At 51.2% G+C, this 21740-nt stretch carries 27 protein-coding genes and 1 pseudogene; 14 read left to right on the top strand and 14 right to left on the bottom strand.

Going from position 1 to position 21740, the window contains the following annotated elements:
• Nucleotides 1-200: 200 nt before the first annotated feature.
• The 6 genes from DET50_RS12580 to DET50_RS12555 all read left to right on the top strand — a co-directional run bounded on the left by DET50_RS12580 (nt 201) and on the right by DET50_RS12555 (nt 4221).
• On the top strand, nt 201-1214 hold the full coding sequence (locus DET50_RS12580) for a reverse transcriptase domain-containing protein (RefSeq protein ID WP_181799985.1): 1014 nt from the start codon (nt 201-203) through the stop codon (nt 1212-1214).
• 311 nt (nt 1215-1525) lie between these two features.
• A complete protein-coding gene (locus DET50_RS12575; protein WP_113863187.1) occupies nt 1526-2137 on the top strand; it encodes an HNH endonuclease family protein in 612 nt (203 codons plus the stop codon).
• A 432-nt stretch (nt 2138-2569) separates the two neighbouring features.
• A complete protein-coding gene (locus DET50_RS12570; protein ID WP_113862362.1) occupies nt 2570-2830 on the top strand; it encodes a hypothetical protein in 261 nt (86 codons plus the stop codon).
• 40 nt (nt 2831-2870) lie between these two features.
• Nucleotides 2871-3368, top strand: coding sequence for a hypothetical protein (locus tag DET50_RS12565; protein ID WP_113863186.1), 498 nt, complete (start codon nt 2871-2873; stop codon nt 3366-3368).
• A gap of 130 nt (nt 3369-3498) precedes the next feature.
• Nucleotides 3499-3774 (top strand): hypothetical protein, encoded by a 276-nt coding sequence (locus DET50_RS12560; RefSeq protein WP_113863185.1) that lies wholly within the window; start codon nt 3499-3501, stop codon nt 3772-3774.
• Between the two features lie 15 nt (nt 3775-3789).
• On the top strand, nt 3790-4221 hold the full coding sequence (locus tag DET50_RS12555; protein ID WP_113863184.1) for a hypothetical protein: 432 nt from the start codon (nt 3790-3792) through the stop codon (nt 4219-4221).
• 134 nt (nt 4222-4355) lie between these two features.
• On the opposite strand, the gene DET50_RS12550 is transcribed toward DET50_RS12555, so the two are convergent.
• Both DET50_RS12550 and DET50_RS12545 read right to left on the bottom strand, forming a co-directional pair.
• On the bottom strand, nt 4356-5012 hold the full coding sequence (locus DET50_RS12550) for a hypothetical protein (RefSeq protein WP_147252217.1): 657 nt from the start codon (nt 5010-5012) through the stop codon (nt 4356-4358).
• Nucleotides 5013-5434: 422 nt separating this feature from the next.
• Nucleotides 5435-8452 carry a DEAD/DEAH box helicase gene (locus DET50_RS12545; RefSeq protein ID WP_113863182.1) on the bottom strand — a complete coding sequence of 1006 codons (3018 nt, stop codon included), beginning with the start codon at nt 8450-8452 and terminating at the stop codon, nt 5435-5437.
• Between the two features lie 736 nt (nt 8453-9188).
• Here DET50_RS12545 and DET50_RS12540 point away from each other — a divergent pair.
• From DET50_RS12540 to DET50_RS12530, 3 genes are all read left to right on the top strand, one after another.
• A complete protein-coding gene (locus DET50_RS12540; protein WP_113863181.1) occupies nt 9189-9461 on the top strand; it encodes a helix-turn-helix domain-containing protein in 273 nt (90 codons plus the stop codon).
• Between the two features lie 213 nt (nt 9462-9674).
• On the top strand, nt 9675-9956 hold the full coding sequence (locus DET50_RS12535) for a hypothetical protein (protein ID WP_220150143.1): 282 nt from the start codon (nt 9675-9677) through the stop codon (nt 9954-9956).
• 19 nt (nt 9957-9975) lie between these two features.
• Nucleotides 9976-10410, top strand: a complete 435-nt coding sequence (locus DET50_RS12530; RefSeq protein WP_147252216.1) for a hypothetical protein — start codon at nt 9976-9978, stop codon at nt 10408-10410.
• A 9-nt stretch (nt 10411-10419) separates the two neighbouring features.
• On the opposite strand, the gene DET50_RS12525 is transcribed toward DET50_RS12530, so the two are convergent.
• A complete protein-coding gene (locus DET50_RS12525) occupies nt 10420-10602 on the bottom strand; it encodes a hypothetical protein (RefSeq protein WP_113863179.1) in 183 nt (60 codons plus the stop codon).
• Nucleotides 10603-10848: 246 nt separating this feature from the next.
• On the opposite strand from DET50_RS12525, the gene DET50_RS12520 reads away from it, so the two are divergent.
• Together DET50_RS12520 and DET50_RS12515 are read left to right on the top strand one after the other, a co-directional pair.
• Nucleotides 10849-11094, top strand: a complete 246-nt coding sequence (locus DET50_RS12520) for an AbrB/MazE/SpoVT family DNA-binding domain-containing protein (protein ID WP_113863178.1) — start codon at nt 10849-10851, stop codon at nt 11092-11094.
• A complete protein-coding gene (locus DET50_RS12515) occupies nt 11091-11507 on the top strand; it encodes a hypothetical protein (protein WP_113863177.1) in 417 nt (138 codons plus the stop codon). The genes DET50_RS12520 and DET50_RS12515 overlap by 4 nt, the downstream gene beginning before the upstream one ends.
• A gap of 39 nt (nt 11508-11546) precedes the next feature.
• On the opposite strand, the gene DET50_RS12510 is transcribed toward DET50_RS12515, so the two are convergent.
• Genes DET50_RS12510 through DET50_RS12495 form a run of 4 tightly spaced genes read right to left on the bottom strand, consistent with a single transcriptional unit; the run spans nt 11547 to nt 12954 of the window.
• Complete coding sequence (locus tag DET50_RS12510) at nt 11547-11750, bottom strand: AbrB/MazE/SpoVT family DNA-binding domain-containing protein (RefSeq protein WP_113863176.1); 204 nt, start codon at nt 11748-11750, stop codon at nt 11547-11549.
• A 28-nt stretch (nt 11751-11778) separates the two neighbouring features.
• On the bottom strand, nt 11779-12000 hold the full coding sequence (locus DET50_RS12505; protein WP_181799984.1) for an MbcA/ParS/Xre antitoxin family protein: 222 nt from the start codon (nt 11998-12000) through the stop codon (nt 11779-11781).
• Nucleotides 12001-12034: 34 nt separating this feature from the next.
• Complete coding sequence (locus DET50_RS12500; RefSeq protein WP_113863174.1) at nt 12035-12274, bottom strand: hypothetical protein; 240 nt, start codon at nt 12272-12274, stop codon at nt 12035-12037.
• Between the two features lie 59 nt (nt 12275-12333).
• Nucleotides 12334-12954, bottom strand: coding sequence for a 3'-5' exonuclease (locus DET50_RS12495; protein WP_113863173.1), 621 nt, complete (start codon nt 12952-12954; stop codon nt 12334-12336).
• Nucleotides 12955-13637: 683 nt separating this feature from the next.
• On the opposite strand from DET50_RS12495, the gene DET50_RS12490 reads away from it, so the two are divergent.
• Entirely contained in the window at nt 13638-14222 is a 585-nt protein-coding gene (locus DET50_RS12490) for a DNA-binding protein (protein WP_113863172.1), read from the top strand.
• A gap of 140 nt (nt 14223-14362) precedes the next feature.
• Here DET50_RS12490 and DET50_RS19635 read toward each other — a convergent pair whose 3' ends face one another.
• From DET50_RS19635 to DET50_RS12480, 3 genes are read right to left on the bottom strand one after another with little or no spacing between them, the layout of a single operon-like run.
• Complete coding sequence (locus DET50_RS19635; protein WP_258546124.1) at nt 14363-14488, bottom strand: hypothetical protein; 126 nt, start codon at nt 14486-14488, stop codon at nt 14363-14365.
• Nucleotides 14485-15885, bottom strand: a complete 1401-nt coding sequence (locus DET50_RS12485) for a DEAD/DEAH box helicase (protein WP_113863171.1) — start codon at nt 15883-15885, stop codon at nt 14485-14487. The genes DET50_RS19635 and DET50_RS12485 overlap by 4 nt, the downstream gene beginning before the upstream one ends.
• Complete coding sequence (locus tag DET50_RS12480) at nt 15882-16433, bottom strand: hypothetical protein (RefSeq protein WP_113863170.1); 552 nt, start codon at nt 16431-16433, stop codon at nt 15882-15884. Before DET50_RS12480 ends, DET50_RS12485 begins: the two co-directional genes overlap by 4 nt.
• A gap of 115 nt (nt 16434-16548) precedes the next feature.
• Between DET50_RS12480 and DET50_RS12475 the strand changes: the two genes are divergently transcribed.
• Nucleotides 16549-16773, top strand: coding sequence for a helix-turn-helix domain-containing protein (locus DET50_RS12475; RefSeq protein WP_113863169.1), 225 nt, complete (start codon nt 16549-16551; stop codon nt 16771-16773).
• A 274-nt stretch (nt 16774-17047) separates the two neighbouring features.
• Nucleotides 17048-17791: pseudogene (ttcA, locus tag DET50_RS12470) on the top strand (tRNA 2-thiocytidine(32) synthetase TtcA); the annotation flags it as partial.
• Between the two features lie 13 nt (nt 17792-17804).
• Here ttcA and DET50_RS12465 read toward each other — a convergent pair.
• Genes DET50_RS12465 through DET50_RS12450 form a run of 4 tightly spaced genes read right to left on the bottom strand, consistent with a single transcriptional unit; the run spans nt 17805 to nt 21724 of the window.
• Nucleotides 17805-18479 carry a sulfite exporter TauE/SafE family protein gene (locus DET50_RS12465; protein WP_113863168.1) on the bottom strand — a complete coding sequence of 225 codons (675 nt, stop codon included), beginning with the start codon at nt 18477-18479 and terminating at the stop codon, nt 17805-17807.
• A complete protein-coding gene (gene ccoS, locus DET50_RS12460) occupies nt 18479-18727 on the bottom strand; it encodes a cbb3-type cytochrome oxidase assembly protein CcoS (protein WP_113863167.1) in 249 nt (82 codons plus the stop codon). Before ccoS ends, DET50_RS12465 begins: the two co-directional genes overlap by 1 nt.
• 37 nt (nt 18728-18764) lie before the next feature.
• A complete protein-coding gene (locus DET50_RS12455) occupies nt 18765-21212 on the bottom strand; it encodes a heavy metal translocating P-type ATPase (RefSeq protein WP_113863166.1) in 2448 nt (815 codons plus the stop codon).
• Complete coding sequence (locus DET50_RS12450) at nt 21209-21724, bottom strand: FixH family protein (protein ID WP_113863165.1); 516 nt, start codon at nt 21722-21724, stop codon at nt 21209-21211. The genes DET50_RS12455 and DET50_RS12450 overlap by 4 nt, the downstream gene beginning before the upstream one ends.
• Nucleotides 21725-21740 lie beyond the last annotated feature (16 nt).

The raw sequence follows: 21740 nt of genomic DNA, 5'->3' as shown, positions 1-21740 counted from the left end.
TTCGGAGAAGGTGATCTGATCCATGCTGGCAACGATCCTATGCGATTGACGATGGCCGTATTATCGCTGATTTTGGAGACTTATTCAGAGCCTCCCTAGCCTATAGAAGACATACTCCACCACGCTGTAATGTTCATTTCGCTCATGAGGCTTTTGAGGAGATTGCAGCAAAAGAAGCTTGTGACGTCATCGCCATTGACGTGGAAGGCTTCTTCGATGCGCTTGACCATGCGCATTTGAAGGCTGCTTGGGCTGGTTTGCTCGGCACGCCTCAACTGCCCAGTGATCATTATGCGGTTTTCAAAGCCTGCACGCGGGATACCGCGATTGCGGTGCCCAAATTAAGGGATCTTTTCGGAGGCGAGGTTAAACGACGGGCCGGAAAGGCGGGCCGAGCTATTTGTACTCCGGAGGAATTCCGGTCACGTGTGAAGCCACATCTGCGCTCTCGGCATGACCTTGTATGGAAAGTTAAAGGTAAACCTGCCCCTGCCTATCTCAAAGGCCAACCTGCGGGCATTCCACAAGGGTTGCCGATAAGTGCCGTTCTGGCGAACCTATATATGTATGACGCCGATCAGAGCATTCAACAGAGTATTCGTGAGCTTGGGGGTACCTACCGCCGCTACAGTGACGATATCCTGCTTATTGTCCCCAATGGACGAGGAGCAGAGGCGGAATCTGTGGTGAAGATCGAATTGGGCAAAATCCGACTTCAGGTCAACTCCGCCAAAACCGTGCGCTGCCGCTTCCTCCGAAAAGAAGGATCTCTGCGCTCATTCTCTGTAGATGAGAATTTCATAGTTCAGGACCCTAGTTCGACTTCCTATTTGGGTTTGACGTTTGATGGCCGAAACATGAGAGTGCGCGACTCGACAATCGCGCGCTTTATGATAAAAGCTAACCGTGCGATTGATCGAGCTCGAATTGCAGCAGCAGCGCGTGGTGAGTCCCAGTTAAAGAAGCGCCAGCTTTATGCTCGCCTGACTTCTCTTGGGTACGGTACAGCCTACGGTGATGCTGTCTACGACCAATCAAATCAGGTTCTTCCGAAAGGTGCTCCGAGACTGGGCTTCTTTAAATACCTCCAGCTAGCCGCCAAGGTGACCAATAGTGATGCGATTCGCACACAGATCCGCCAGATTGAAAATCAGGTTTTTAGAGAAATAGACCGCGCTGAGAAACGTCTAGAGAAGCATACTGCCTCAGGATAATTTAAGGGCTGTAGACTACTGCGCATAATCTGGGGTTATGGTGAACGGGGTGTCGGACTGGAAACGAAGCCAGGCCTCTCCCCGGCGCGTCACACCACTGGGCAGGTGTCGCGTTTGCCTGGCATCCCTGCCGGCGCTGAGCCCCGATCGTCCTGATCAAACGGCTCGCGTCTAGTATCTGTTCTTAGGGCGCCCGAGGTAACCCGAGATCTCTGTAAATCCGTTAAGACATTTCCTACAGCGAGACACGCGCCGCCCCACGCTTTACCATGCCCCTGAATTCAAACGGTTACGGATGAAAGGAGCGGTCGGTGCGGTATTTCCAGTGGTTGGTGCTGGCGTTGTCGTGGGTCATCGGGATCCCGCCTGTGGCGGCAGAGACGGTCAAGAAAACGTCGTCGGGCATTTGTCATCCGCCTGCCAGTGCCTACTACGAGCGAACCCAGAACTTTCGTGCGTTTGATTCGACCGAGGCCTGTTTGGCGAGTGGCGGGCGTCTACCCAAACAGTTGGCCAAAGCGCAGGCAACTCCATCGCACAAACGCAGCCCTGAGCGCTACAAACGGTCGGCCTTCGGTCATGGCTGGGACGACGCCGATGGGGATTGTCAGGACAGCCGGGCCAAAGCGCTGATCGCAACCTCCACAACCACGGTCCGATTTGCCAGCGGCGATCGGTGCCGTGTCACTACCGGTCGCTGGATCAGTCCCTTTACGGGCAACGTGATTCAGAATAGCGGTGAGATCGATATCGATCATGTGGTACCGCTGGCTTGGTCTGGGGCGCATGGTGCCGACGATTGGCGTGATGAAAAACGGGAGCGCTTTGCTAATGACCCCGTGAACCTGTGGCCCGTCGAGGCGGGCCTGAACCGCAGCACTATAACAATAAAAATTATCCCAAATGGCCGCATGAGTGAGTGAATAGGCGCTTTCAACTTTAGTAAGTATACTATTTTAAAATCCTAAAAGTTAGCTGAGAAAACTTGGCGTGACTTCTGATCATGTATTAAAGCACAAAAAATTTATCCAACTTTTGTGTCCATTCTGCTTTGAAAGCGGATCTTTTTTCGAGCGATCAGAGTTTCGCGAACTCCTAAACAAAAGCGAGCATTCAAGGCAAGGCTTTCCGAAAGGGCCTCCAGGCCAAGCACAGCCAATTCATCCTTATTGGATGCAGAAGTGAATTGCAGACGCTGAATGATTGCGTGGCAAAGATAGCCATGCACGGCTAAGCTATTGTTTTATCGATTTATGTGCAGCGCGATGGATGATTCAGCGTCAGTGATAATGGCGCAGTTAAATTTCTGCAATGATAAAGCCCGCTGCCTGATTGCTCTTATGTGAGGAGAGATTATGAATCATATGTATCTGTTTTCGGTTACTAAAGGCGTAGAAAAATATCCATTACACGATGAGGCGCAGCGAACGGGCGGCTTCGTCGTGTCTGATACACAGTTTGTAGTTAGGGAAGTGGGTTTAGATCCTGGCCAGGTTATTACTAAAGTAAATGAACAGTATGGGGTTGAGGTAATAGTTGAGCCCCTCACTCAGGAATTAGTTGCCAGTTTCTCAGGCACTGGATTGCAAGAGCACATTGAGCAGTATTGGTCCTAGTGAATTCACATGAAAAATATTACGTGTGAGGAAGAACCAGATGGGAACCCTAAATCTCGATGATCCGCTTGGCTTTTTTAGGGAATTAGTGGATCCGAATTTCAGTGACTTCTACTGGGATTTTCAGTCGGAGGAAGATTGTGATCAAGTCAAGTTGATCCGCGTTTTCCGAAAAATGGTGAATCTTTGTCTTACATTGAATCACCTTGCTGATAAGAATGCGATTGAGCTTGGGTATGGGGAGGCAAAATGGCTAATTCTCGTTATACGCAAGCACTATCCCGCAGAAGGTGCCGCAATTGATGCAGTTCGCCAGTTTTCCAACAACGTCAAACATAAATCGAAACTGGATCATAATTTTGCCACCAGAAAGCGAACTCCATCTGACTCGTTTTTGGAGGGGAAAAATTTGCCTGAATGGTCTTTTACGACTAAATCTGGAGAAAAAGTGGCGATCTGCAGCAATGTTATCGATGCTTACCTGTTTTGGGGAAAGTGGTTTGCTGGTGAACGAGTCCTTCCATCGAAGAACACATAACCAAGCCATTGAGTCTGCTCTGCACTTCCTCCACTTCAATAGACACGCATCGATAACTTTGCAAAGGGAGAAAACCGATGGCCGCCGGGCGCCCTAAGGCAAGCTATATGTATTACTGGAGGGCTGAGAGATGGTGTCTGTAATCCAGAAGCAATTCGTAGTTTCAGACTGGTTCGATAGAATCGAAATAGTTGAGGGAAGATTTATAAGTGAGGCAGTATCCAAGTTCTTAGGTTCGCCGGTGGCTACTGCAGTAGATCGCAACCAAGCAATTGCCTTCGCTTGTGAGCTTACAGATGAAGTTAAAAAGATCGTATTTTCGAAAGACCCAAGGCAAAAGCAATCCGATGCTCTGGAAGCGTTGCCGGGAACTAGATATTATATTAAAGCATCAAATAAAAGTTAATAAGGGGAGGCAGTCTTGAAAAACATCGCGACGGAATCTGAATTGTTTAAGGAGATAACTGGAAAAATTATACTGGCTATGAGTGATATTTCAGATCAAACTACGAATGATAAAGTCGTTGATATTTTTAAAAGCTACTCGAACGCCGAGGATAATTTAATTAGAGTTAGGGTCTCGTCTATCGTCTTTGAAGGTGGAAAAGGGCAAAAAGTGACCTACACATGCTACGTGACACTGTATCTGCATGGTTCTGAAGTAAATAGGCGTGCCGACATTTTAAGAAATTTTTTAAAGGTCGGAGCTGCGACCGAAATTTTTCAACGTAATCACATGAAGCTTGGCGATATAACAAAATATAGGGACGCCTCTAGGAACCTTGGACGAGGGAGTGTTGAGGATCGTTCAAGCTTTTCCTTTTCGCTGGTACTAGAAAAGTCTCCATTATAACTGGCACCGTCGTGGACTGGCACTATTGCACCATTTGAATGTTCGCTTTGCGACCCTCCCAGACATCTTCGATCTCATAAACAAAAAGCGAATAGTGGCGTGGTAGACCAGAAGCGGAACAGGGTGAAGGACAACTAATCATTCGACAGAATGAGAATGTTCGAAAGAGCATTCTCGTAAGCCTTGTCCAGACGATATCTACCGGTTTTCGTCAGCGATCCATCTGAATAGTGGAATTGATTAGAGGTAGTGCAGTTTATCGGCTCTATGTAGTGGATCAGTTGTTTAAATCGCGACATTGCAGGTGGGATCCGTCTTGAGGTGACTACAGCAACACAAGGGCTGATTGTGTGTCCCTTAATATCGATATCGAAATACGACAACGTATCTAAAGTCCTGCCAAAAGTCGTCCATGTTTGCAGTTCGCCCAGCTCCGAACTCCTGTCCCCAGCAATGACTCCGGGACCTGTCCATTCTGGAGAATCGGTCCACGTCCAGCCTTGTGAAGCCATAGCGTTAAACTGAACCACAGCGAGTCGCTGGATCTCGTTATTGAAGGTGACGGCGTAGGCGAAGGTTTGGCTCTTGAATTTGCCCGTGCTGATCGTTGAGGCATCCGCGCTAACCTTTTCCATTTTTTCACCAGAACTCAGAAACTCGTAATCGCTGCTGAAACCAAAGGTAGCGGCAGGGTATGACTCAGAGATCACTCGGTTGCCTTCACGATACTTTTTTGACTGGCCGGGCAGACTGGCACAGCCTGAAAACGCAATTGAAATGAGAATTACCAAAAAAATTTTTGCATGTCAGTTCCCTCTGTCGATGGCTCAAAACCACCCATTGCGTACTCGCTTGGGCGAATGAAGTTGAACCAATTTTTATCAAGTTAGCCGAATTCTGTTCTGCTAGAAAGCTTGAATTTACTGGGTTTAGAGGTAAACAGGGTATAACCCAAATGTCCGCTTTGCGACCAGGGCTTGTTTCAGACTCAGCTAAACAAATGCGAACATTAGTAATGTCTTTTTAAAAATCCACACTTCCATTGGAAAGGGGACCTTTTTTAGGCGCGCCGGGGAAGCCCAGTGAGAAGAGCTTGGGTCGTCTTGCCGCCTCTTGCCATGGCGCTTACGAATTTCTGATTTCTGCACACAGGACAAAACGGAGATTGGTTAAACAAAACTTATTTTTATTTGAAATTCTGATTAAACCTACCTTAAGGTGAAACAAAAAACTTAATTTCAACGTCTAGTCCTGCCGCTGTTGACATCCAACTATCTAACAGTTGATAGGCCTGCAACGAAGTCGCGGCTGCACGATTTCCATAATTAAACTGTCGAACAAAGTGTTCCTTTGAAAACCCATTGCCAACGACAATCCAAATTTCCTTTTTTACTGCTGATGATCGTCTTCGAGTAGCTATCTCCTCAAGCAATTGAGCTATTTTGGCATCTCTTACATCCTGATCGTCAGAAGGGTTACTAAATCTCTGCCTCTTATAAAGCCGAATTCTTTCTTGAAGAGACGGATTACTATTCGAAGTTGGCCAGTGACTTAAAAGATTAGTTTTATTGCCTGGCATTAAATCAAAATCATGGGATATTACATGCTCAATGTTTTTAATAGCTTGCCCACCGACTTCAGCGATGGAGCCGGCAGCCGATTCAGGGTTTGCTGTGTTTCCGCATTTAACGTGAACAAACACTAGTTTATCTATAGATGAAACAACAAAATCTGAGTTCTCCACTCCCATATCGGAACAAAAAATCAGATCCACATTTGATATATATTGATAGAATGGCCCACAGTTATCGGGACTAAATCCAATATCACTTACGGACTTTAGCTGATCAATAAGGTGAAAAATTGACTTCCGGCCAAACTCATCACTTCGAACGTTACCAATATCCTTTTCATCCAAGTCTACAGAACTCAGCTCATTAAGGGGAATTAATGCTCCACCTAATTTAGTTTCAGATATATCGCCATCCATCTGGGAAGGAAGTGTTACCCTAAAGAAGTTTCCGTCAACATAGGTCAAACCATTTGGGTACAGAGCCTTAATGCTCACGCCATTCAAAATATCAAGCCATGATTTATGGTATTGCAGGCATGAAATAGATTCGTCACCTTCAAATTTTAGACGTTCTTCTTTCTCATCGTACCGAACAAGGTATCGATGCCCAGATCCAATTAAATCAATTCCACCATCGTATTCAGCGTATTTAAAACCAGGCTCTACTGAGTACTGATTTTCATCTTTATGGATTTCCAAATCCGCCTCAAAATGGGAAAAATCAAAAAGTATAGATAAAGGATCATCTTCAGGAATTTCGTATACCGGTTTAGAAAATGAGCTGAGGAAGCTGCTTTTTAAAGCGCTAGTGGAACTCATTACTTCATGAGCATCATTTATCCAGTCCATGAGCTCCTGCAAAGAAAAATTTCTGACCTTCTGATCTGAAATTCTACCGGACCCCATCCCCAGATAGTAGCTACTTTTTCTTTTATCATCTTGACCTAAATTATCTACTTTTAGCGTAGTAAAGGCATAAGTTGAATGGGTCTGATTTGTTATGATTTTCTCTAAATCCTGACTTTTCATTGACATGCCTGCAGGCTTTGTTTCCGCGCTCGTTATCGCAATGGCATGAGCTTCTTTTGTTCTAGTGCGCTCTTCTCTGCTTGCCATTTTGAGAAGCTCATCAACATTAACCGCTGCCCCTAGCCCCAACTCTTTTCTGTAGCTATATTTTTGGCTCCTGCTATCAAATATAGCGACTAGGTCATCAAACTCTTTTACCAGAAAAACTTCAAATGATGGTTGAAAAAATAACTCATTTTTCAAGAGCTTTGAGTTATTAAAACTTACTGAAAGAATAATTTCTGCACCGCAACAGTTCTCTCTCCTTTCAACCAAGTCACCTCCCTTAGTGTACTCCCAATACATTTCATCCATCATGGCGGGCAGGGTAAAGTCACTTGCTTTCTTTACGAAACATACAGAGGCGAGAGGGATATTCAAAGAGCTCTTTGGGTCAAACTCCTTAAGGTTGAACCTCTTTTTAAAAGAAGAATCAAAATAGCTATACTCTGGAAAATCTTCTAAGTAGCTGTTAATCAATGATGCTGTGTTTAATGAATTAAGGAATTTTCTTGACGAACTAACACTCGAAAGGGATTTGTCGAATTTCCGATAATTTATCCACAACTTTTTATTCGAACTAGTGTCTATTTCGACAACCTGCGGGATGAAGTTTTCATAAATACGAACTACTCTACCGATAGTCTGCACAAGCTCTCTTCCGCTAGAAACCGGATAAGTTAAAATCAAGGTTTTAGCATGAGGTATATCAACACCTTCATCTAATTTTCTCTGATGGATGAGAACCTGCCAAGATTGACTAGCGACCTTTTTCGGCACAGAAGATTTTAGACATTCATCATCGGTATTTTTAAACGAGTCATGTATAGCCAGCGTTTTAAACTTTTGGGTCAACATGTCGTAATATCTCTTAACTTCTGAGCCTGTATTACACTTTACAATACAAATTGTGCCTGGTTGTTCTGAAAGCCTTTTATAAACAACATCTGCCAATTCTTTTTCATTAATCGTGGAGAATGTTGGATCTCGCAGCACGCTATCATCCAAAGCATTTCCAAAAGTAAATATATAGCTTGACTTTGCGTCAATATCGAACTGGAAAAGGTCATTTCGGTAAGGTGTTGCTGTAATTATAATTTTATGTGCTTCAAGTTTTCTGGATAACTGGCTCCAAATGGGAGAAGGCTCAGTGTGTCCCTCATCAACTAGTAGTACATCTATATTATTCTTTAGTACATTGAATTCATTCTCTGACATCATTTGAAGTTTTTGAAAGGTTGAAACATAGATGCCATCTTTAGATACGTCATCTACTTTATTAAAGACATTCTTCAGCGCTAAGCTGTGATCTGGATGGATTTTCTCGAAGAAGTCCTTTTTAATTTCTCTATACAACTGATCACATACAGCTCGCCTATGACAAAGAACTAGAATTTTTTTCTTTTTGGTGAAGTGCGAAACAGTAGCTACAACACCACTTTTACCAGCACCTGTAGGAAGGCTTATCAAGCACGATTTATCAGATTTTGGTTTTGACAGATAGCTAAACGCTGTTTTTACACTTTCCTGCTGACAGGATCTAAGAGCGTTCCATAAGTCATCTTTTACGTTTGTTCCCTCAATATTCATTGACAGCCTCTTAAACTAATTCTTATGCCGGTCTTTTTTATCAATCACCGTCGTGGGATTTGTTACTTGACAAAAATTGCCTTGATTGTCCCAACCTTAGCAAAATAACGATGTGGAAAGCACCATCTTGAGCTAGACGCAGTCCTCTTTTGTTTTCAACGCACAGATATGCTGAGTTCTCTTGCCGTAAAAAAGCTATAAATGCAGCCGTTCTGGCCTTTTGGGCCTCCGTTTGACTGCCTTTCCGCTACACTGTAGGTGGGCTGATCAAAGCGCTATCGAACCAGAGGAATGTCCGCTTTGCGACCTCACCGAACGATCAATTGCTGGCCCCAATAGTATGCTCTTGGGTTTCAAATACTAGTTACTCCTTCAGTGGGGAAAAATGTGGTCCCACTGGCCTGAGCCTGGATGCCTATGGCAAATGACACGCCGCACCCTCAAAGGAATTGGTTGAACAAGACCCGGGCGACGAGGTTCGGGGCTATCTGGCCCAGCTGGCGAACGGAGGCTATGAGTAACGCAGCCGGGCGCGCGGCTCGCTTAATAGATTTCCAAATATGATGGTAATAAAACGGAGATCGGCTAACATTATTACCATTAAACTTGTAATTTTGAGCAACCGAATCTGCGGTCCTGGAGGCGCTCTGAGCCAGAGGTCCGCTCCGAGGAAACCACCATACCTAAACTCCGACGCCCTATTCCCAGTGACGAACGCATTCGCGACAAACATGAGATGTTGGCGGCATTGGACCGAGGCGAGATTGACCTCGGGGCAGCCATACGACAGATGCGCCGGGACTGGACCGGCCTCAGCCAGGGACGGCTGGGGAAGATTGTGGGGGTATCGGCCAATACCCTCTCGGCCATCGAACGGGATCCCGAGTGTGCCACGGTTAAGACGCTGAACCGGATCCTGCGAAAGTTCGGAATGCGCCTGACAATGACCAGTATCTCGGCGGCTCCCCATGACCGCTTCACCAACAGAAATGCCCCTTCGGACCAGTAGGGGCCAAGCAAACAAACCGTTGCACGACAGACCCGTGGTGGCTGCGAAATCGCCGGCAACCCTGTTGGGTTAGCGGACGTTCAGTTCCGCCTGTGGCCGCGTTGGGTGGCGCATGAGCCGAATGTGTGACAGTTTCGGTTCATGTACATCTGGCAAAAAAACACTGCCCCCAGTTCACCTGAAATAATGAGAGGTTCCAGGGTGGGTAGTCTGGTGGAACCGGTCGGCAACGCCTTCACAATGGTGTTGCCGCTGATCCGGCAACACACATTCGGAGAGAGCACTGGCATGGCCTGCACGGCACAAAAGATAAAGGCGGACATTCTTGCGCCGGCGGAGTGCTGGGCCGGCTCGCAAGCAGCGGCCCTGGCCTGGTACCACTGTGAACGGATTCCGTCCCTGGGGAATCGGACTCCGGAGGCACTGGTGGCCTGGGGCCGGGGCGACGAGGTTCGGGCTTATCTGGCCCACCTGGCGGACGGAGGCTATGCGTGATCCGGGTGACACTGTAATCATGAGGAACCAGGTAAACCTCGACCGAATACAGGACCTCATGCGAAGCGGGCTCTATTCCGGGTGCGTTGCCATCATCAAAAACGAGGATGAAGGGGAAGCCACCCTGAACCGCCTGAGCGAGAAGGTACGACAGCGGTATCGCTCAGTGCGCGTATTCAACCTGGACAAGGAAAGCCCTGAGCAACTGGCCTTATGCGACTCTGAGCTGGCTGTTGTGCATGGCTTCGAGAAATGCTCGCCCAAAAGGCCTGAAGCCTACGTGGCCCGATCGGCACTGGAGATCCGAAGGCACAAGGGGTTATTTACGATCCTGTACCTGAACAGAGCGGCGTTCCGGCAGCACTTTTGTCATCCCGTCCATCCTTTCTACCATTTCTGTGGCGAGATCGAGCAGGGACAAATAAGTGATCTCAGTGGCGTGGGGGACACGTGACGGGAGTAGTCAGAACCGCCGACGACCGCGCCGGGGCGGCCTGATCGCACCCTTGAAAAGCGCGTCGATGCCTCTGGCATATTCCGGATCACGATACTCCCTCATGCGAACCGCGTCCTTGTGCGCGGCCCGGCGAGCGAAGAAGCCCTCAACGTCATCTGGAGAGGCGGGTGCTTTCCTGTTTTTTGCCATAAAAAACCGCTCCGGAATGAAGGTAGCGTTTACCGTCGTCTAACAGGATACCGCGTCAAAAGGACAGTTTCAGGGGCCGGATGAACCAAAGGGACAGTTTCAGGGTGCCCGATGAACCATCGCCGCTGTGACATAATCGGGAGAGGCCCGAAAAGGGCGGTTTCGGGACAGTGACCGGCCACCAATTCACTGAACTGCGCATCAATCCGGTTTGTCCTTTCGGTTCGGGAGCAGGGAGAAAACGCCATGAGTAAAAAACGCCTGACTGAAAAAGACCTGATGGACGACCTGGATGCCCACACGGCCCACGCCGACGAGCTGACGCAACCGCTTCCGCAGGAACTGACACCATTGGAACGACTGAAAGGCTCCGCCAAACGCTACGAGCACCCCCTGGATCCGGTCTGGGACGAGTGGTTTGAGTCCGAGGAGCACGTGACCAGAGATTTCATGCACGACCGGGATCAGCCGCCGAAAGGCCGCAAGGAATGAGTGCCTATATCACGGGCCTCACGGCCCTGTGCATTCCTCATCCGGGACGATTCAAGGCGTTCTGGCACGGTGCAGGATCCCCCGATACCTGGACCGTCGCCGGCCGGAACTATCCGGATACCTCACACCTGTTCGGGGACCGCGAGATCGTCGATGTCTCGGAGTACTTGGCCCTCGCCGGGATTCAGGCAACCCTGAGCCGGTGTGCCAGCTACGAACGGGCGGTGTTCGATCTGTTGTACCACCACATCGAACTGAACAACCGGCCCGTGCCGAATGTGCAGCCGTCGGACCTGGATGATGTGGTGGACTTTGAGGTGATTCGGGGCTGGATCCGGGAGTGGGAGTGGGAGCGGGCCGGCCAGTTAGTGCATGGGAAATCCATGCAGACTTGGCTCGGACTCGAAACCTGATAGCATTTTTAGCAAACCACTATGACGACGCCGACTGCTCTATAGCTTATCCGGATTGATCGGAATACCGGGTTCTTCCCGTCGATCTTCCTCAATGTCTATGCGCCGTTGATTCTCATCCATCAGTTTTTCGCGGCCAAAACTCTCTGCCTCTTCCCAGTCCCGCAGTTCCTTTGGGAACGGGGCATCTGGATCACACTGGGATACCAGTTCGGCAAGGGTGTACGTCTTCTTTTTAGCCATAAGCTGCCTTGTTCAGGTGGATCCTTGACTAGAAGTATCCGCTATCGATCCTTGTCAGTAACTGGTCAACCAGCGCTGCGCCACGCTCGTCCTGCATGGCTTCGTTCGGGGACAGCCCGCTTAACTGTTTCTTGGGTTTTCTGAGCCAGCGCCGGGCACTCTCGGCGTTGCCAAAAACCGCTTCGGCCTGTGCTATGAGTCGAGCCGCTCGGTTATCCTCGGCGGAGTCATCGTGCTTTCTCTCACTCATTCGCATGCCCTGCAGTCACAATGGATACTAATGATTACCTCAAATGCCCACGGCGCCCGAGTATGGCTACTGCAGGTACCGCTTTGCTTCCCTGACCGGAGTACTCATTCTTCGCTTGGTACTCGCCATCCCATTCCTGGGCATTGCAGTAACGAAATACCTTCAGAGGCCTGAGCTCCACAATGTCATCGTAGCCCGTTTCGTAGCCCTCCACGAGGACCGGCGTTTCCGGTGGCAAGGTTTTAAGCTGATCCATCAATTCTTCTACGGTCATCGATCACCTTCCTCGGTTCGTCAGATGTTCAGGGTGATGGAGGGGGGGGCAGGAACCAGTCACGAATCGACATGACTGACGCTCCGGGTCAGTAGTTCGGGCTCCAGCTCCCAGTCCATGAAGGGTAGCAGCCGCACGATGTTTCGGGCGTCATCCACGCCGCGATGCGGTCGCCCTTCAAACGCCAGGTTGTGGAATGCGAGCGCACTGGCCAGCCCCGTCTTTTTCTTCTGCCTCGTGGATCGCCGCCAGATCCGTTTCAGATTCAGGTGCGGACAGGACAGGAATCTCGGGGCGATGCTCTGGGCTTCGCTTTCAGCTTGGATATGGTGTCGGTCGTAGTTACCCCAACTGCACCAGACCAGGGACTCGGCGGGCTGGCCCAGCCAGCTATCCAGGGCGCGAACCACCTCGGGGTAGACCTGGGCAGCGTTCACCATGGCCTGAGTAATCCCGGTCAGAGAACGGCAAAACGCGCTGAGATCCGGGTTCCGGACTGGCCGCACCAGGAACGACTGGCTATTCAGCAGCTCGCCGGCACGGGTCGCCAGCGCACACCCGAATTCAATGATTTCCATGTTCCCGATGCTCTGGCGTTCGCCACTCGGCAACCGGGAGTTTTCCCAGCAGGTGGCCTCCAGGTCCACAATCAGAAGGGGTGTGTTTTTGGATGCAGCCATAGGAAGTTTCATGCGATAGCTAGAGCAGTGAAAGGCAACAAGATTGTGAACCTGTTGCCGAAGCAAGCGGCGTCAGGCCGCCTTCACTATACCGAGAGCAGCTATCGAATGGCATAGGAAGTTTGATGCGATGGGGAATGTTCCGTGTGTACCTACCCTCCAGGCCTCAGGTAGTCCGTGTGTACCGACCTCGAGGGTCTGAAAGTGAGCAAAAATCCAACAAAAACAAAGAAATATGGCTAGATTCATCTGGGGAATCTATACCAATCCAGCTTGAAGGTAGGTACAGACGGATTATTACAAAGTGCCTAATGTGTGCGCCCAATACCAGAAGAGCAGCATATGAGGTAGGGAGTTTCATGCGATGACTGGGGGCGAGCGGCAACATCATTGTGAATCTGTTGCCGAAGAAAGCGAACTGAACCTCATTCACTATTACGAGGTGCGTTACCAGGTGGGATAGGTAGGTTTAAGCGAAAGTTAATGCTCCGCGTGTACCTACCTTCCCACACTAGATAGCCCGCATGTACCTACCTTTAAAAATTTGAAGTTCCGGTGGGCTGCACCCAACTTTCTGGTTGATCTGCTCACTTCCACGATTTTTTCTTCCTTTCTTACTTTCTTTCTTAGTTTCTTTTTTTCTGCATATAATCCCGGACTACGCTTATCATTGGAGCTCACCTATGCGACCGGCCGAAATAGCGAATCAAGAAATCATTGAAGCTGGAAAAAGACTGCAGTCCACAGGAAAGAATATCACTGGCTACGGGCTCCGCCGAATTCTTGGGGCAGGAGACCCCAAACGCCTGAAGTCTGTCTGGGACGAATACGCCAGCAGAGACAAGGTGGACAACAACGCGGATCTTCGCCTACCTGCCGAGCTAGAAGATCTGGTTACCGAGCTTGAGAGCAATCTAATAGAACAGGTTCGCCCACTGACAGTTCAGCTCTATGAAGGTGCTTTGAAAGCAGCACAAAGACAGGTCTCAGAGACATCTCGTGAGCTCAAACAGCTGAGGTCAGAAATTGAAGCCGAGATTCTGGATGCGAACACCATCATTGAAGATTTAGAACAGCGACTGGCAGAGACCACGCAGCGACTTCATGAATCGGCGGAAGAGTTAAAACAATCGCATGAAGCCCGTTATCACTTCGAGCGACAAGCAATCACACTTGAAGCCGAGGTAAATCAACTCAGAGAAAACTCAACGTATGAAGAGTTGATGAAGCGAATTATTGCACTTGAAAGCAAACGCGAGAATGGTTGACGACTATTCCACATCTGAGTGGAGAGAGTCGGGGAAAATCGCCGATTGGGTTTTACGATTTCTGGATGAAGTTGCGCTATAGAGGAAGAGTGTCAGTGGCATTTTAAGGGCAAGTCGAAGCCATGCCTCTCCCTGGCGTGTCACACCACTGTGCAGGTGTCGCGCTCGCCTGACATCCCTGCCGGGGGTGAGTTCAGGTCGTCCTGACCAGCGAACTCCCGGGCATAATAGGTATTGACGGCAATAATTTCTGAGTAAAGGGTCACACGTTCCTATCCTCGAACAGCGAAAGAATCTCGCTCCAATAATGATGACTAATAGAAAACTCCGTTGTTTCCTTTTGTTCTGTTTGATCAGGTCCAGAAAGCCATGTGCCAGTTGCATCGATGCTGAAGCCCCACTCGGTAGCCTCATCGTTTTCAGAGAGAACCGCATACTCCGAGGCAGCCTCCGAGTTTTGCTTTGACGATTTTGGTGAAAACGAAACCACGTTGTGCTCTGGAAGGTCGTCACTAATTCTACGTGCGAACTCTGTCAGGCTCGACTCTGCAAGTACGTAGAGCCAACCTCCAATTTCAGGAGTTTCGTCTGCTTGGCGTCGGAGGATTCTGCCGAGCACCTGCCGAAAATGGAGTTCTGTTCGAATTTTACTGAGGTGGCAGCACACTTGGAGTCGAGGGATGTCTGTTCCTTCACTGATCATCCCTACAGAGATGATCCATCGATCAGACGAAGTCTTGAAATTATTTATTATTTGATGAGCTTCCGGGGTGCGGCAAGTGACAATCACAGGCCTCTCGCCAAGTGCTGAAAGCCTGTTCGCAATCTGCTCCGCGTGTGCCACTGTTGCTGCTACGACCAAACCGGCTGCAGCAGGGACCTGCTGTCGAATCTCTGAAAGTTTTTTCGATGCCTCGGAAAGTATGTGATCGATCACCTCGTCCCGAAAAAGAAAGTCGGGATAAGAGATATGACCATGCTTAATAGTGTCTCGGATACTGGAATAGGTTTTAAGGCCGAGTTCAGAGGATTTCAGATGGATCTCTTGATTGTCAGTGAGCACGATATTTGGAGCACGGCATACTCCATCGATAACAGCTCGTTGTAAACCGTATTCATAGTCACATTGCAGCTCGCCGTCCGGTTGGGTATACCGAGCGAGAACGATAGGGTTGTTGTCCGTTCTCCAAGGCGTTCCGGATAATGCGATTGTGAAGGAGGCAGTTCCCTGAATTCTATCTAGAATGATCCTCCCCCAACTGTTGCCAATAGGGAATTCGTCCCAGCTACTGCCAGAGCAGTGATGGATCTCATCCAATACTACAAGAACTCGATGGTCACTCAACACTCGCCAAAGCTCCTTGGGGAGCGTGCTCATCGATTGATAGGTGTAGGACCCTCCCGCAGCGCCAATTTGACCGTTAAAGCTTCTCCTGAGGATCTTACTGAAAGTTGTGGCGACACTTTGTGCTACTGCCCTGGAAGGTGAAAAGCACACGACAAAATCGATGTCGCCGCGTTCAAAAAGTGCCTTGGCGACAGACGCAACCATTACGGTTTTCCCTGCAGCAGGTGTCGCATGGCATAAAAAATGGGTCTGGCGTTCAAAAGATTCTAGGGCCTGAGCAATACACTCGCTCTGCCATGCGCGCAAGTGCATCATGACGGAAAGCCAATTTTTGCGATCACGGACTCGACAGCACGCAATTGACCCAAGAGTTTTGTACTCTTCTCTCGGGACTCCAGATATTGCTCCTTCACGGCACCGCGAAGCGCGGGATATTTGTTATAAAGACGCTGATATTCCTCCGCTTCCCCAATGCTAGCGACAAGTTCGATTCTCCTTTGGGAGAGCTCCTCTTGCAGCGCACGCTGTGTTTTAACATCCATCGGCGACTCATCATGAGAATCAATGGCTACAAACGGAGAGGGTTTAGTCTCGAGCTCAACACCTGAAAGCTCTGGGTTGAAGATGAATTTACACCCACGGCCGGTCGATCTACCGTGCCGTTCGATCACCTTGGCCGATTCAAGTCGCAGTAGCTCTCTATAGATATGCTTGCGGAGTTGATTGCGTCCCGGTTGCTGACCTTCCGGAATTTCAAGAACGTAGAGATCTCGAATTGCGGTAGTAGAGAAAGGGTTGCCTGCTTGTTTTTGCAACAGCTCGATTAGCGTCTTGTCGACTTGCAGTGACTGAAACTTGTCCATTCGAAGGCCCAATTGGTCTGTGCGTCGATTTGGTCGACTCCCAAAAATGGGTAGTATATGCCGTGGCTTCATATGCCTCAAGAAACCATAGTCTTGCTCTTTATGAGGGTAAGAAATGGGTTCTCTTGTTTGTGAAGCTTTCGGGCGGAATCTTCGAACAATTCGAAAATCAAAAGGGTTTTCCCAAGAACGCTTAGCGCACGATGCGGGGATAGATAGAAGTTATGTTGGCAAGATCGAGAGAGGGGAGGTCAACATTACACTTGAAAAAATTTATGTATTCGCTAGGTTACTTGACTGCTCGCCAAAGGACCTGATAACCGACCTTAATCAGCTGTAGAAGCCATTTTTATGGTTTTATGCGTGTATTGTTGGTCGGACCCTGCCCGCAACTGTCTTCCCACTTCATGCTCAGTAATGCTGGGGTAGAATCCGTATTTTTGTAAAGCTTCAAGCCTCACTAATTGGGAAAAATTTAAGCGGATTTTGGGAAATATTTACATTTTAAAGGGATATTGTAAGGTTTCAAACAGTTATGAGTATTATAAGTATCTGTATTTATTGAGAATATAGCTTGATCACTCACTCATGAAGTGTTCAGGTATCAAATATAAGGAAAAGATTCCTACGCCATGCTGGACATCCTGCTCAACCTGCAGAAAAGCGCACCGGTCTCCTTCGAGCTGATTGCGGTCAACCTGGATCAGAAGCAGCCCGGGTTTCCCGAGGAAGTATTGCCGGAATATCTTGCTTCACTGGGAATCGAATACCACATCATCGAGAAGGATACCTACAGCATCGTCAAGGACAAGGTGCCTGAGGGTAAGACCACCTGCGGCCTGTGTTCGCGCCTGCGTCGGGGCATTCTCTACAATTTTGCCGAAGAGCACGGGGTTACCAAGATTGCCCTCGGCCATCATCGGGACGACATGCTCGAGACCCTGTTCCTGAACATGTTCTACGGCGGCAAGCTCAAGTCCATGCCGCCGGTATTGCACAGTGATGATGGCCGCAACACCGTGATCCGTCCGCTGGCCTACGCTCGCGAAAAGGACATTGCCCGTTATGCGGCCCTGCGCGAATTCCCCATCATCCCGTGCAACCTGTGTGGCTCCCAGGAGAACCTGCAGCGCCAGGTGATCAAGGACATGTTCCAGACCTGGGACAAGCAGCATCCGGGCCGGCTGGAAACCATGTTCCGGGCCCTGTGCAATGTTGAGCCGTCCCATCTGGCCGACCCGAACCTGTATGACTTCAAGGAAGGCAAACGCCTTGGCGGCAAGCGCCAGGCGGTGGTTCAGTCCGCGGAGCCGGAGGCAAGCCCGGATTTCGGTCGGCTGGATGTGCTGAATATCTAGGGCGCCTTTCTGATCAGAACAGGGGCAGGGTCCAGATTCCGAACAGGATGAGCAGGGCACCACTGGCCTTCCGGACCGCCTGGTGCTTTTGCAGTCCGCGCACCCAGCTGGCGGCATAACCGGTTGCCAGCATGGACGGCAGGGTGCCGAGGCCAAAGAAGAACATGGTCAGAGCGGCCGATGTAACCGTAGGCTGTAGCGCAGCCCATCCCAGGGTGCTGTAGACCAGGCCACAGGGTAGCCAGCCCCAGAGTGCGCCCAGTGCCAGTGCCTGTGCGGGATGGTGGATTGGCATCAGTCGGCGGGTCAGCGGAGAGAGTTTCTGCCAGACCGGGGCGCCAATCTTCTCCACATAGCGGATTCCCTGCCACCACTGGCCCATGGACAGGCCCATGAAAATCAGCAGCAATCCCGCGATAGTCCGCAACACCATCCCTGCCGAGGCCCACTGGCTGGCGGCGCCGGTACTGAGCACCGCGATCAATGTGGCAATCAGGGTGTAGCTGCCGATTCTTCCGAAATTGAAGGCCAGCAGCATCAGTGACTGGCGAAGGCGGAATCCCCGCCCGACCGGCAGGGCCATGGACAGGGAGGCGCTGATCCCGCCACACATGCCCAGGCAATGGGTACTGCCAAGCAGACCGATGAGAAAAGCGCTGGGATAACTCAGGTAAAGGTCTGCTGCCATCAGCTCTTCGGTCCGGCGCTGTCCCGGTCTTCCTCCCCGGTGCTCTGCCCGGATTTACCTTCTTCCTGTGCAGGTTTGTCGGTTCTGGCTTCCCGGGGAATCATGTCCTTGTCATCATCATAGAGGATGCGATGGGCCGGGCCTTCCACGTCGTCATACTGGCCGTTCTTGACCGCCCAGACAAACAGGGCAATCCCCACGGCAACCAGAATAAGCATCAATGGTACGAGGACCATTACAATTTGCACGGTACTTACCTCATCGTGAAGTTCGGCTTTTACGTTATCAGGACAGCGCCTGAGTACCAACCGGTGTTGGTTCCGCCGGAGCTTGTCTGGGGTTGGCGCCCAGTCTGAGCGCGTTGAGCACCACAATCAATGAGCTGGCGGACATGCCGATGGCTGCAAGCCAGGGTGGTACCAGGCCCGCCGCAGCCAGGGGCAGGGCGCACAGGTTGTAAGCCAGGGCCCAGATCATGTTCTGGCGGATGACCCGGCGGGTCTGCCGGCTGGTCTTGAGCGCTTCCACCAATTGCGTGAGCTGGCCATTCAGAAGTACTGCATCCGCTTTCAGCTGGGTCAGGTCGGCGGCACTCCCCATGGCCACCGAGAGGCCGGCGCCTGCCATGGAGGGCAGGTCGTTCAGGCCGTCACCGACCATCATCACCTTGCGCCCTTCGCTGGTGAGCTTCTCCAGAACTTCGAGCTTCTGTTCCGGCGATGCCTGCCCGATGGCTTCGGTGATACCCAGCGCCTCGGCGACACGGGCCACGTGGCCGCTCCGGTCACCACTGAGCAGAATGGTGCGGATACCCTGGTCCTGCAGCGCCCGGATGGTTTCGGACGCATCCTCCCGGGGCTGATCATCGAGTCGGAAACAGGCCAGCCATTCGGCTTTGGACGCCAGCCAGATTTCCATGCCGGTGTGTTGACCCTGCTCGGGCATGGGTGCATCGGTGTGTGCCGACACAAAGTCCAGGTGACCGATGGCGTAGCTTTGATCGCCTTGCTGCCCGGTCAGGCCTCCGCCTACGTGGTTCCGGACCTGCTCCATGGCTGCAGCGGGGCGGTCGTGGAAGACACGGGCAATCGGGTGTTCGGAGAACTTTTCCAGGCCCGCAGCAAGGCGCAGGCAGGTATCGTCATCAAGGCTGCCAACGCTTTGCTGTCCCACCAGGCTCAGTTCGCCCCGGGTGAGTGTCCCGGTCTTGTCGAAGACGACCGTGTCGATGGTATTCATGGATTCGAGGGTGTGGCCCCGGGTCGGCAGGAATCCCAGTTTTCGCAGGCGCATTGTAGCTGCGGTGATGGCGGTTGGCGTAGCCAGGGACAGGGCGCACGGGCAGGTCACCACCAGCACCGAGAGTGTGATATCGAAAGCGTTGTCTGCTCCGGCCAGCCACCATCCGATCCACACCAGCGGGGCCAGGATCAGCACGCGCCCCACAAACTTGCCAGCAATCCGGTCCGCCATCCGGGCAACCGGCGGTTTCTCGGACTGGACCCGGTCAAGGACCCGCAGAATGCCGGAGAGCCGGGTCTGGGCTCCCGATTTTTCCACCAGTACATCCAGGGGGTTCTCGCCATTGATGCTGCCGGCGTGGACCGTGTCGCCCGGCCCCCGTGACTCCGGCAGATATTCTCCGGTCAACGCCGCCTCGTTCAGGGTGGATTCGCCCCGCACGATGCTTCCGTCCACAGGCAGGGTTTCGCCAGGCCTTACCCGGACCACGTCGCCGGGCCGGATGTCGTGGGCCGGAACTATATCGGTTTGATCACCGTTCACCCTCGCCGCAACCGCCGGCTGGAATCCGGCCAGGGCATTGCCGGTCAGGCCGGCCCGGTAGCGGGCCTGGACTTCCACGTAGCGGCCAAGGAGCAGGAAGAAGGTGAACATGCACACCGATTCGAAATAGACCTCATCGCCTCCGAACACCGTCACCCAGGCACTGGCCGCGTAGGCCAGGCCGATGGCAATGGCGACGGGAACGTCCATGGTGAGGTGCCGGCTCCGGATATCGCGACGGGCATTGCGGAAGAACGGGCGGGCACTGTAGAAAACCACGGGAGTTGCCACCAGCAGGCTGAACCAGCGGAAAAACGAGACAAAGTCTGGTGACAGGCCATTGACCAGCTCAAAATACAGCGGAAACGCCAGCATCATGCTCTGGAACGAACCGATCCCCGCCACCACGAGCCGGATGAGCATCGAGCGGTGTTCCGCCTTTAACTGTTGCTCGACCTCGTCGGCCTGGTACGGGCGGGCCGTGTAACCGAGCTGGTGGATGGCGATCAGCAGGTCACTCAACTTCGCCTGATCCTGGGACCAAACCAGCCGTGCCCGTTGGGTGGTGTGGTTGACCGAGAAAATCTGCACTCCCGGCTGCTTTTTCATGTGATTTTCAAGCAGCCAGATACAGGCGGCACAGGTGATACCGCCAATCAACAGGTTCGCTTCCTGACCACTTTTGACGGGCGAAACAAAGGATTGCTGGACCAGCGGATGGTCCAGCTCGCGCAGACGGGTGAGCTCGGAGGCAGACAGCTCCCTCGGCGTTACCGCCGGTTCGGTCCGGAAGTCGTAGAAGCCGGTGAGACCCTCATTATGGATAGTCTCGCAAACCGCCTTACAGCCCTGACAGCAGAAATGCCTTGTAGTGCCTTCAAGCTCCAGCGTGATCGGCGGATTCCCCTCGGCGGGTTCACCGCAATGGAAACAATCCAGAGCACTCACCCCTTGACGGGTTCTTCCGCCTGAATGGTCAGGCCATCCTCCGCCGGCAGCTTGGCTTCACCTTTCAGGCGCCACTTGTTATCCGGCCCTCTCAGGTCGTAATACCAGCGGCCTTCGATGTCCTGGTTCATGGTGCCGGAGTAATACCCGCCGCCCTCGTTACTGAACTGGATGGTACGGTCCCGGCCCGCCAGAGTTGGATGGAACAGGTTCAGGACCACATACGGGAACTGGGCAGGGCCATTATCGGTGTTGAGCTTCAGGGTGACCTGACGATTATCGAAGTTCACTTCACCAACCATGCCCATGTCATAGGCCAGCTGGTCGCGGGCAATGTCAAGGTTGATGGCAAGGCCTTCCTTGGAGTAGTCGTCGGTTACCATGGTGTCCTTCATATTGCTCGCAACGACAATCATGACGAGGCACCAGATAATGGCCGCCAGCGGAAAAATGGTCAGGAACCAGAACCAGGGCTGGCGGTACCAGGGTGCGACCGGAGCGTGTTCACTCATAATGCTTCATCTCTTT

The sequence above is a fragment of the Marinobacter pelagius genome (assembly GCF_003315345.1).
Taxonomy (GTDB): Bacteria; Pseudomonadota; Gammaproteobacteria; order Pseudomonadales; family Oleiphilaceae; genus Marinobacter; species Marinobacter pelagius_A.
Note: the sequence above shows the minus strand (reverse complement) of the source record. Positions and strands in the feature narration are given on the sequence as shown.

Excerpts from the sequence above, each read along its gene's own strand:
- DET50_RS12515 (WP_113863177.1), top strand. The coding sequence starts at position 11,091 with ATGAGTGCCTATATCACGGGCCTCACGGCCCTGTGCATTCCTCATCCG.
- DET50_RS12570 (WP_113862362.1), top strand. The coding sequence starts at position 2,570 with ATGAATCATATGTATCTGTTTTCGGTTACTAAAGGCGTAGAAAAATAT.
- DET50_RS12560 (WP_113863185.1), top strand. The coding sequence starts at position 3,499 with ATGGTGTCTGTAATCCAGAAGCAATTCGTAGTTTCAGACTGGTTCGAT.
- DET50_RS12565 (WP_113863186.1), top strand. The coding sequence starts at position 2,871 with ATGGGAACCCTAAATCTCGATGATCCGCTTGGCTTTTTTAGGGAATTA.
- DET50_RS12495 (WP_113863173.1), bottom strand. The coding sequence starts at position 12,954 with ATGGCTGCATCCAAAAACACACCCCTTCTGATTGTGGACCTGGAGGCC.
- DET50_RS12485 (WP_113863171.1), bottom strand. The coding sequence starts at position 15,885 with ATGATGCACTTGCGCGCATGGCAGAGCGAGTGTATTGCTCAGGCCCTA.
- DET50_RS12540 (WP_113863181.1), top strand. The coding sequence starts at position 9,189 with ATGTTGGCGGCATTGGACCGAGGCGAGATTGACCTCGGGGCAGCCATA.
- DET50_RS12520 (WP_113863178.1), top strand. The coding sequence starts at position 10,849 with ATGAGTAAAAAACGCCTGACTGAAAAAGACCTGATGGACGACCTGGAT.
- DET50_RS12500 (WP_113863174.1), bottom strand. The coding sequence starts at position 12,274 with ATGACCGTAGAAGAATTGATGGATCAGCTTAAAACCTTGCCACCGGAA.
- DET50_RS12525 (WP_113863179.1), bottom strand. The coding sequence starts at position 10,602 with ATGGCAAAAAACAGGAAAGCACCCGCCTCTCCAGATGACGTTGAGGGC.
- DET50_RS12480 (WP_113863170.1), bottom strand. The coding sequence starts at position 16,433 with ATGGACAAGTTTCAGTCACTGCAAGTCGACAAGACGCTAATCGAGCTG.
- DET50_RS12530 (WP_147252216.1), top strand. The coding sequence starts at position 9,976 with ATGAGGAACCAGGTAAACCTCGACCGAATACAGGACCTCATGCGAAGC.
- DET50_RS12450 (WP_113863165.1), bottom strand. The coding sequence starts at position 21,724 with ATGAGTGAACACGCTCCGGTCGCACCCTGGTACCGCCAGCCCTGGTTC.
- DET50_RS12510 (WP_113863176.1), bottom strand. The coding sequence starts at position 11,750 with ATGGCTAAAAAGAAGACGTACACCCTTGCCGAACTGGTATCCCAGTGT.
- DET50_RS12475 (WP_113863169.1), top strand. The coding sequence starts at position 16,549 with ATGGGTTCTCTTGTTTGTGAAGCTTTCGGGCGGAATCTTCGAACAATT.
- DET50_RS12545 (WP_113863182.1), bottom strand. The coding sequence starts at position 8,452 with ATGAATATTGAGGGAACAAACGTAAAAGATGACTTATGGAACGCTCTT.
- DET50_RS12490 (WP_113863172.1), top strand. The coding sequence starts at position 13,638 with ATGCGACCGGCCGAAATAGCGAATCAAGAAATCATTGAAGCTGGAAAA.
- DET50_RS12505 (WP_181799984.1), bottom strand. The coding sequence starts at position 12,000 with ATGAGTGAGAGAAAGCACGATGACTCCGCCGAGGATAACCGAGCGGCT.
- DET50_RS12465 (WP_113863168.1), bottom strand. The coding sequence starts at position 18,479 with ATGGCAGCAGACCTTTACCTGAGTTATCCCAGCGCTTTTCTCATCGGT.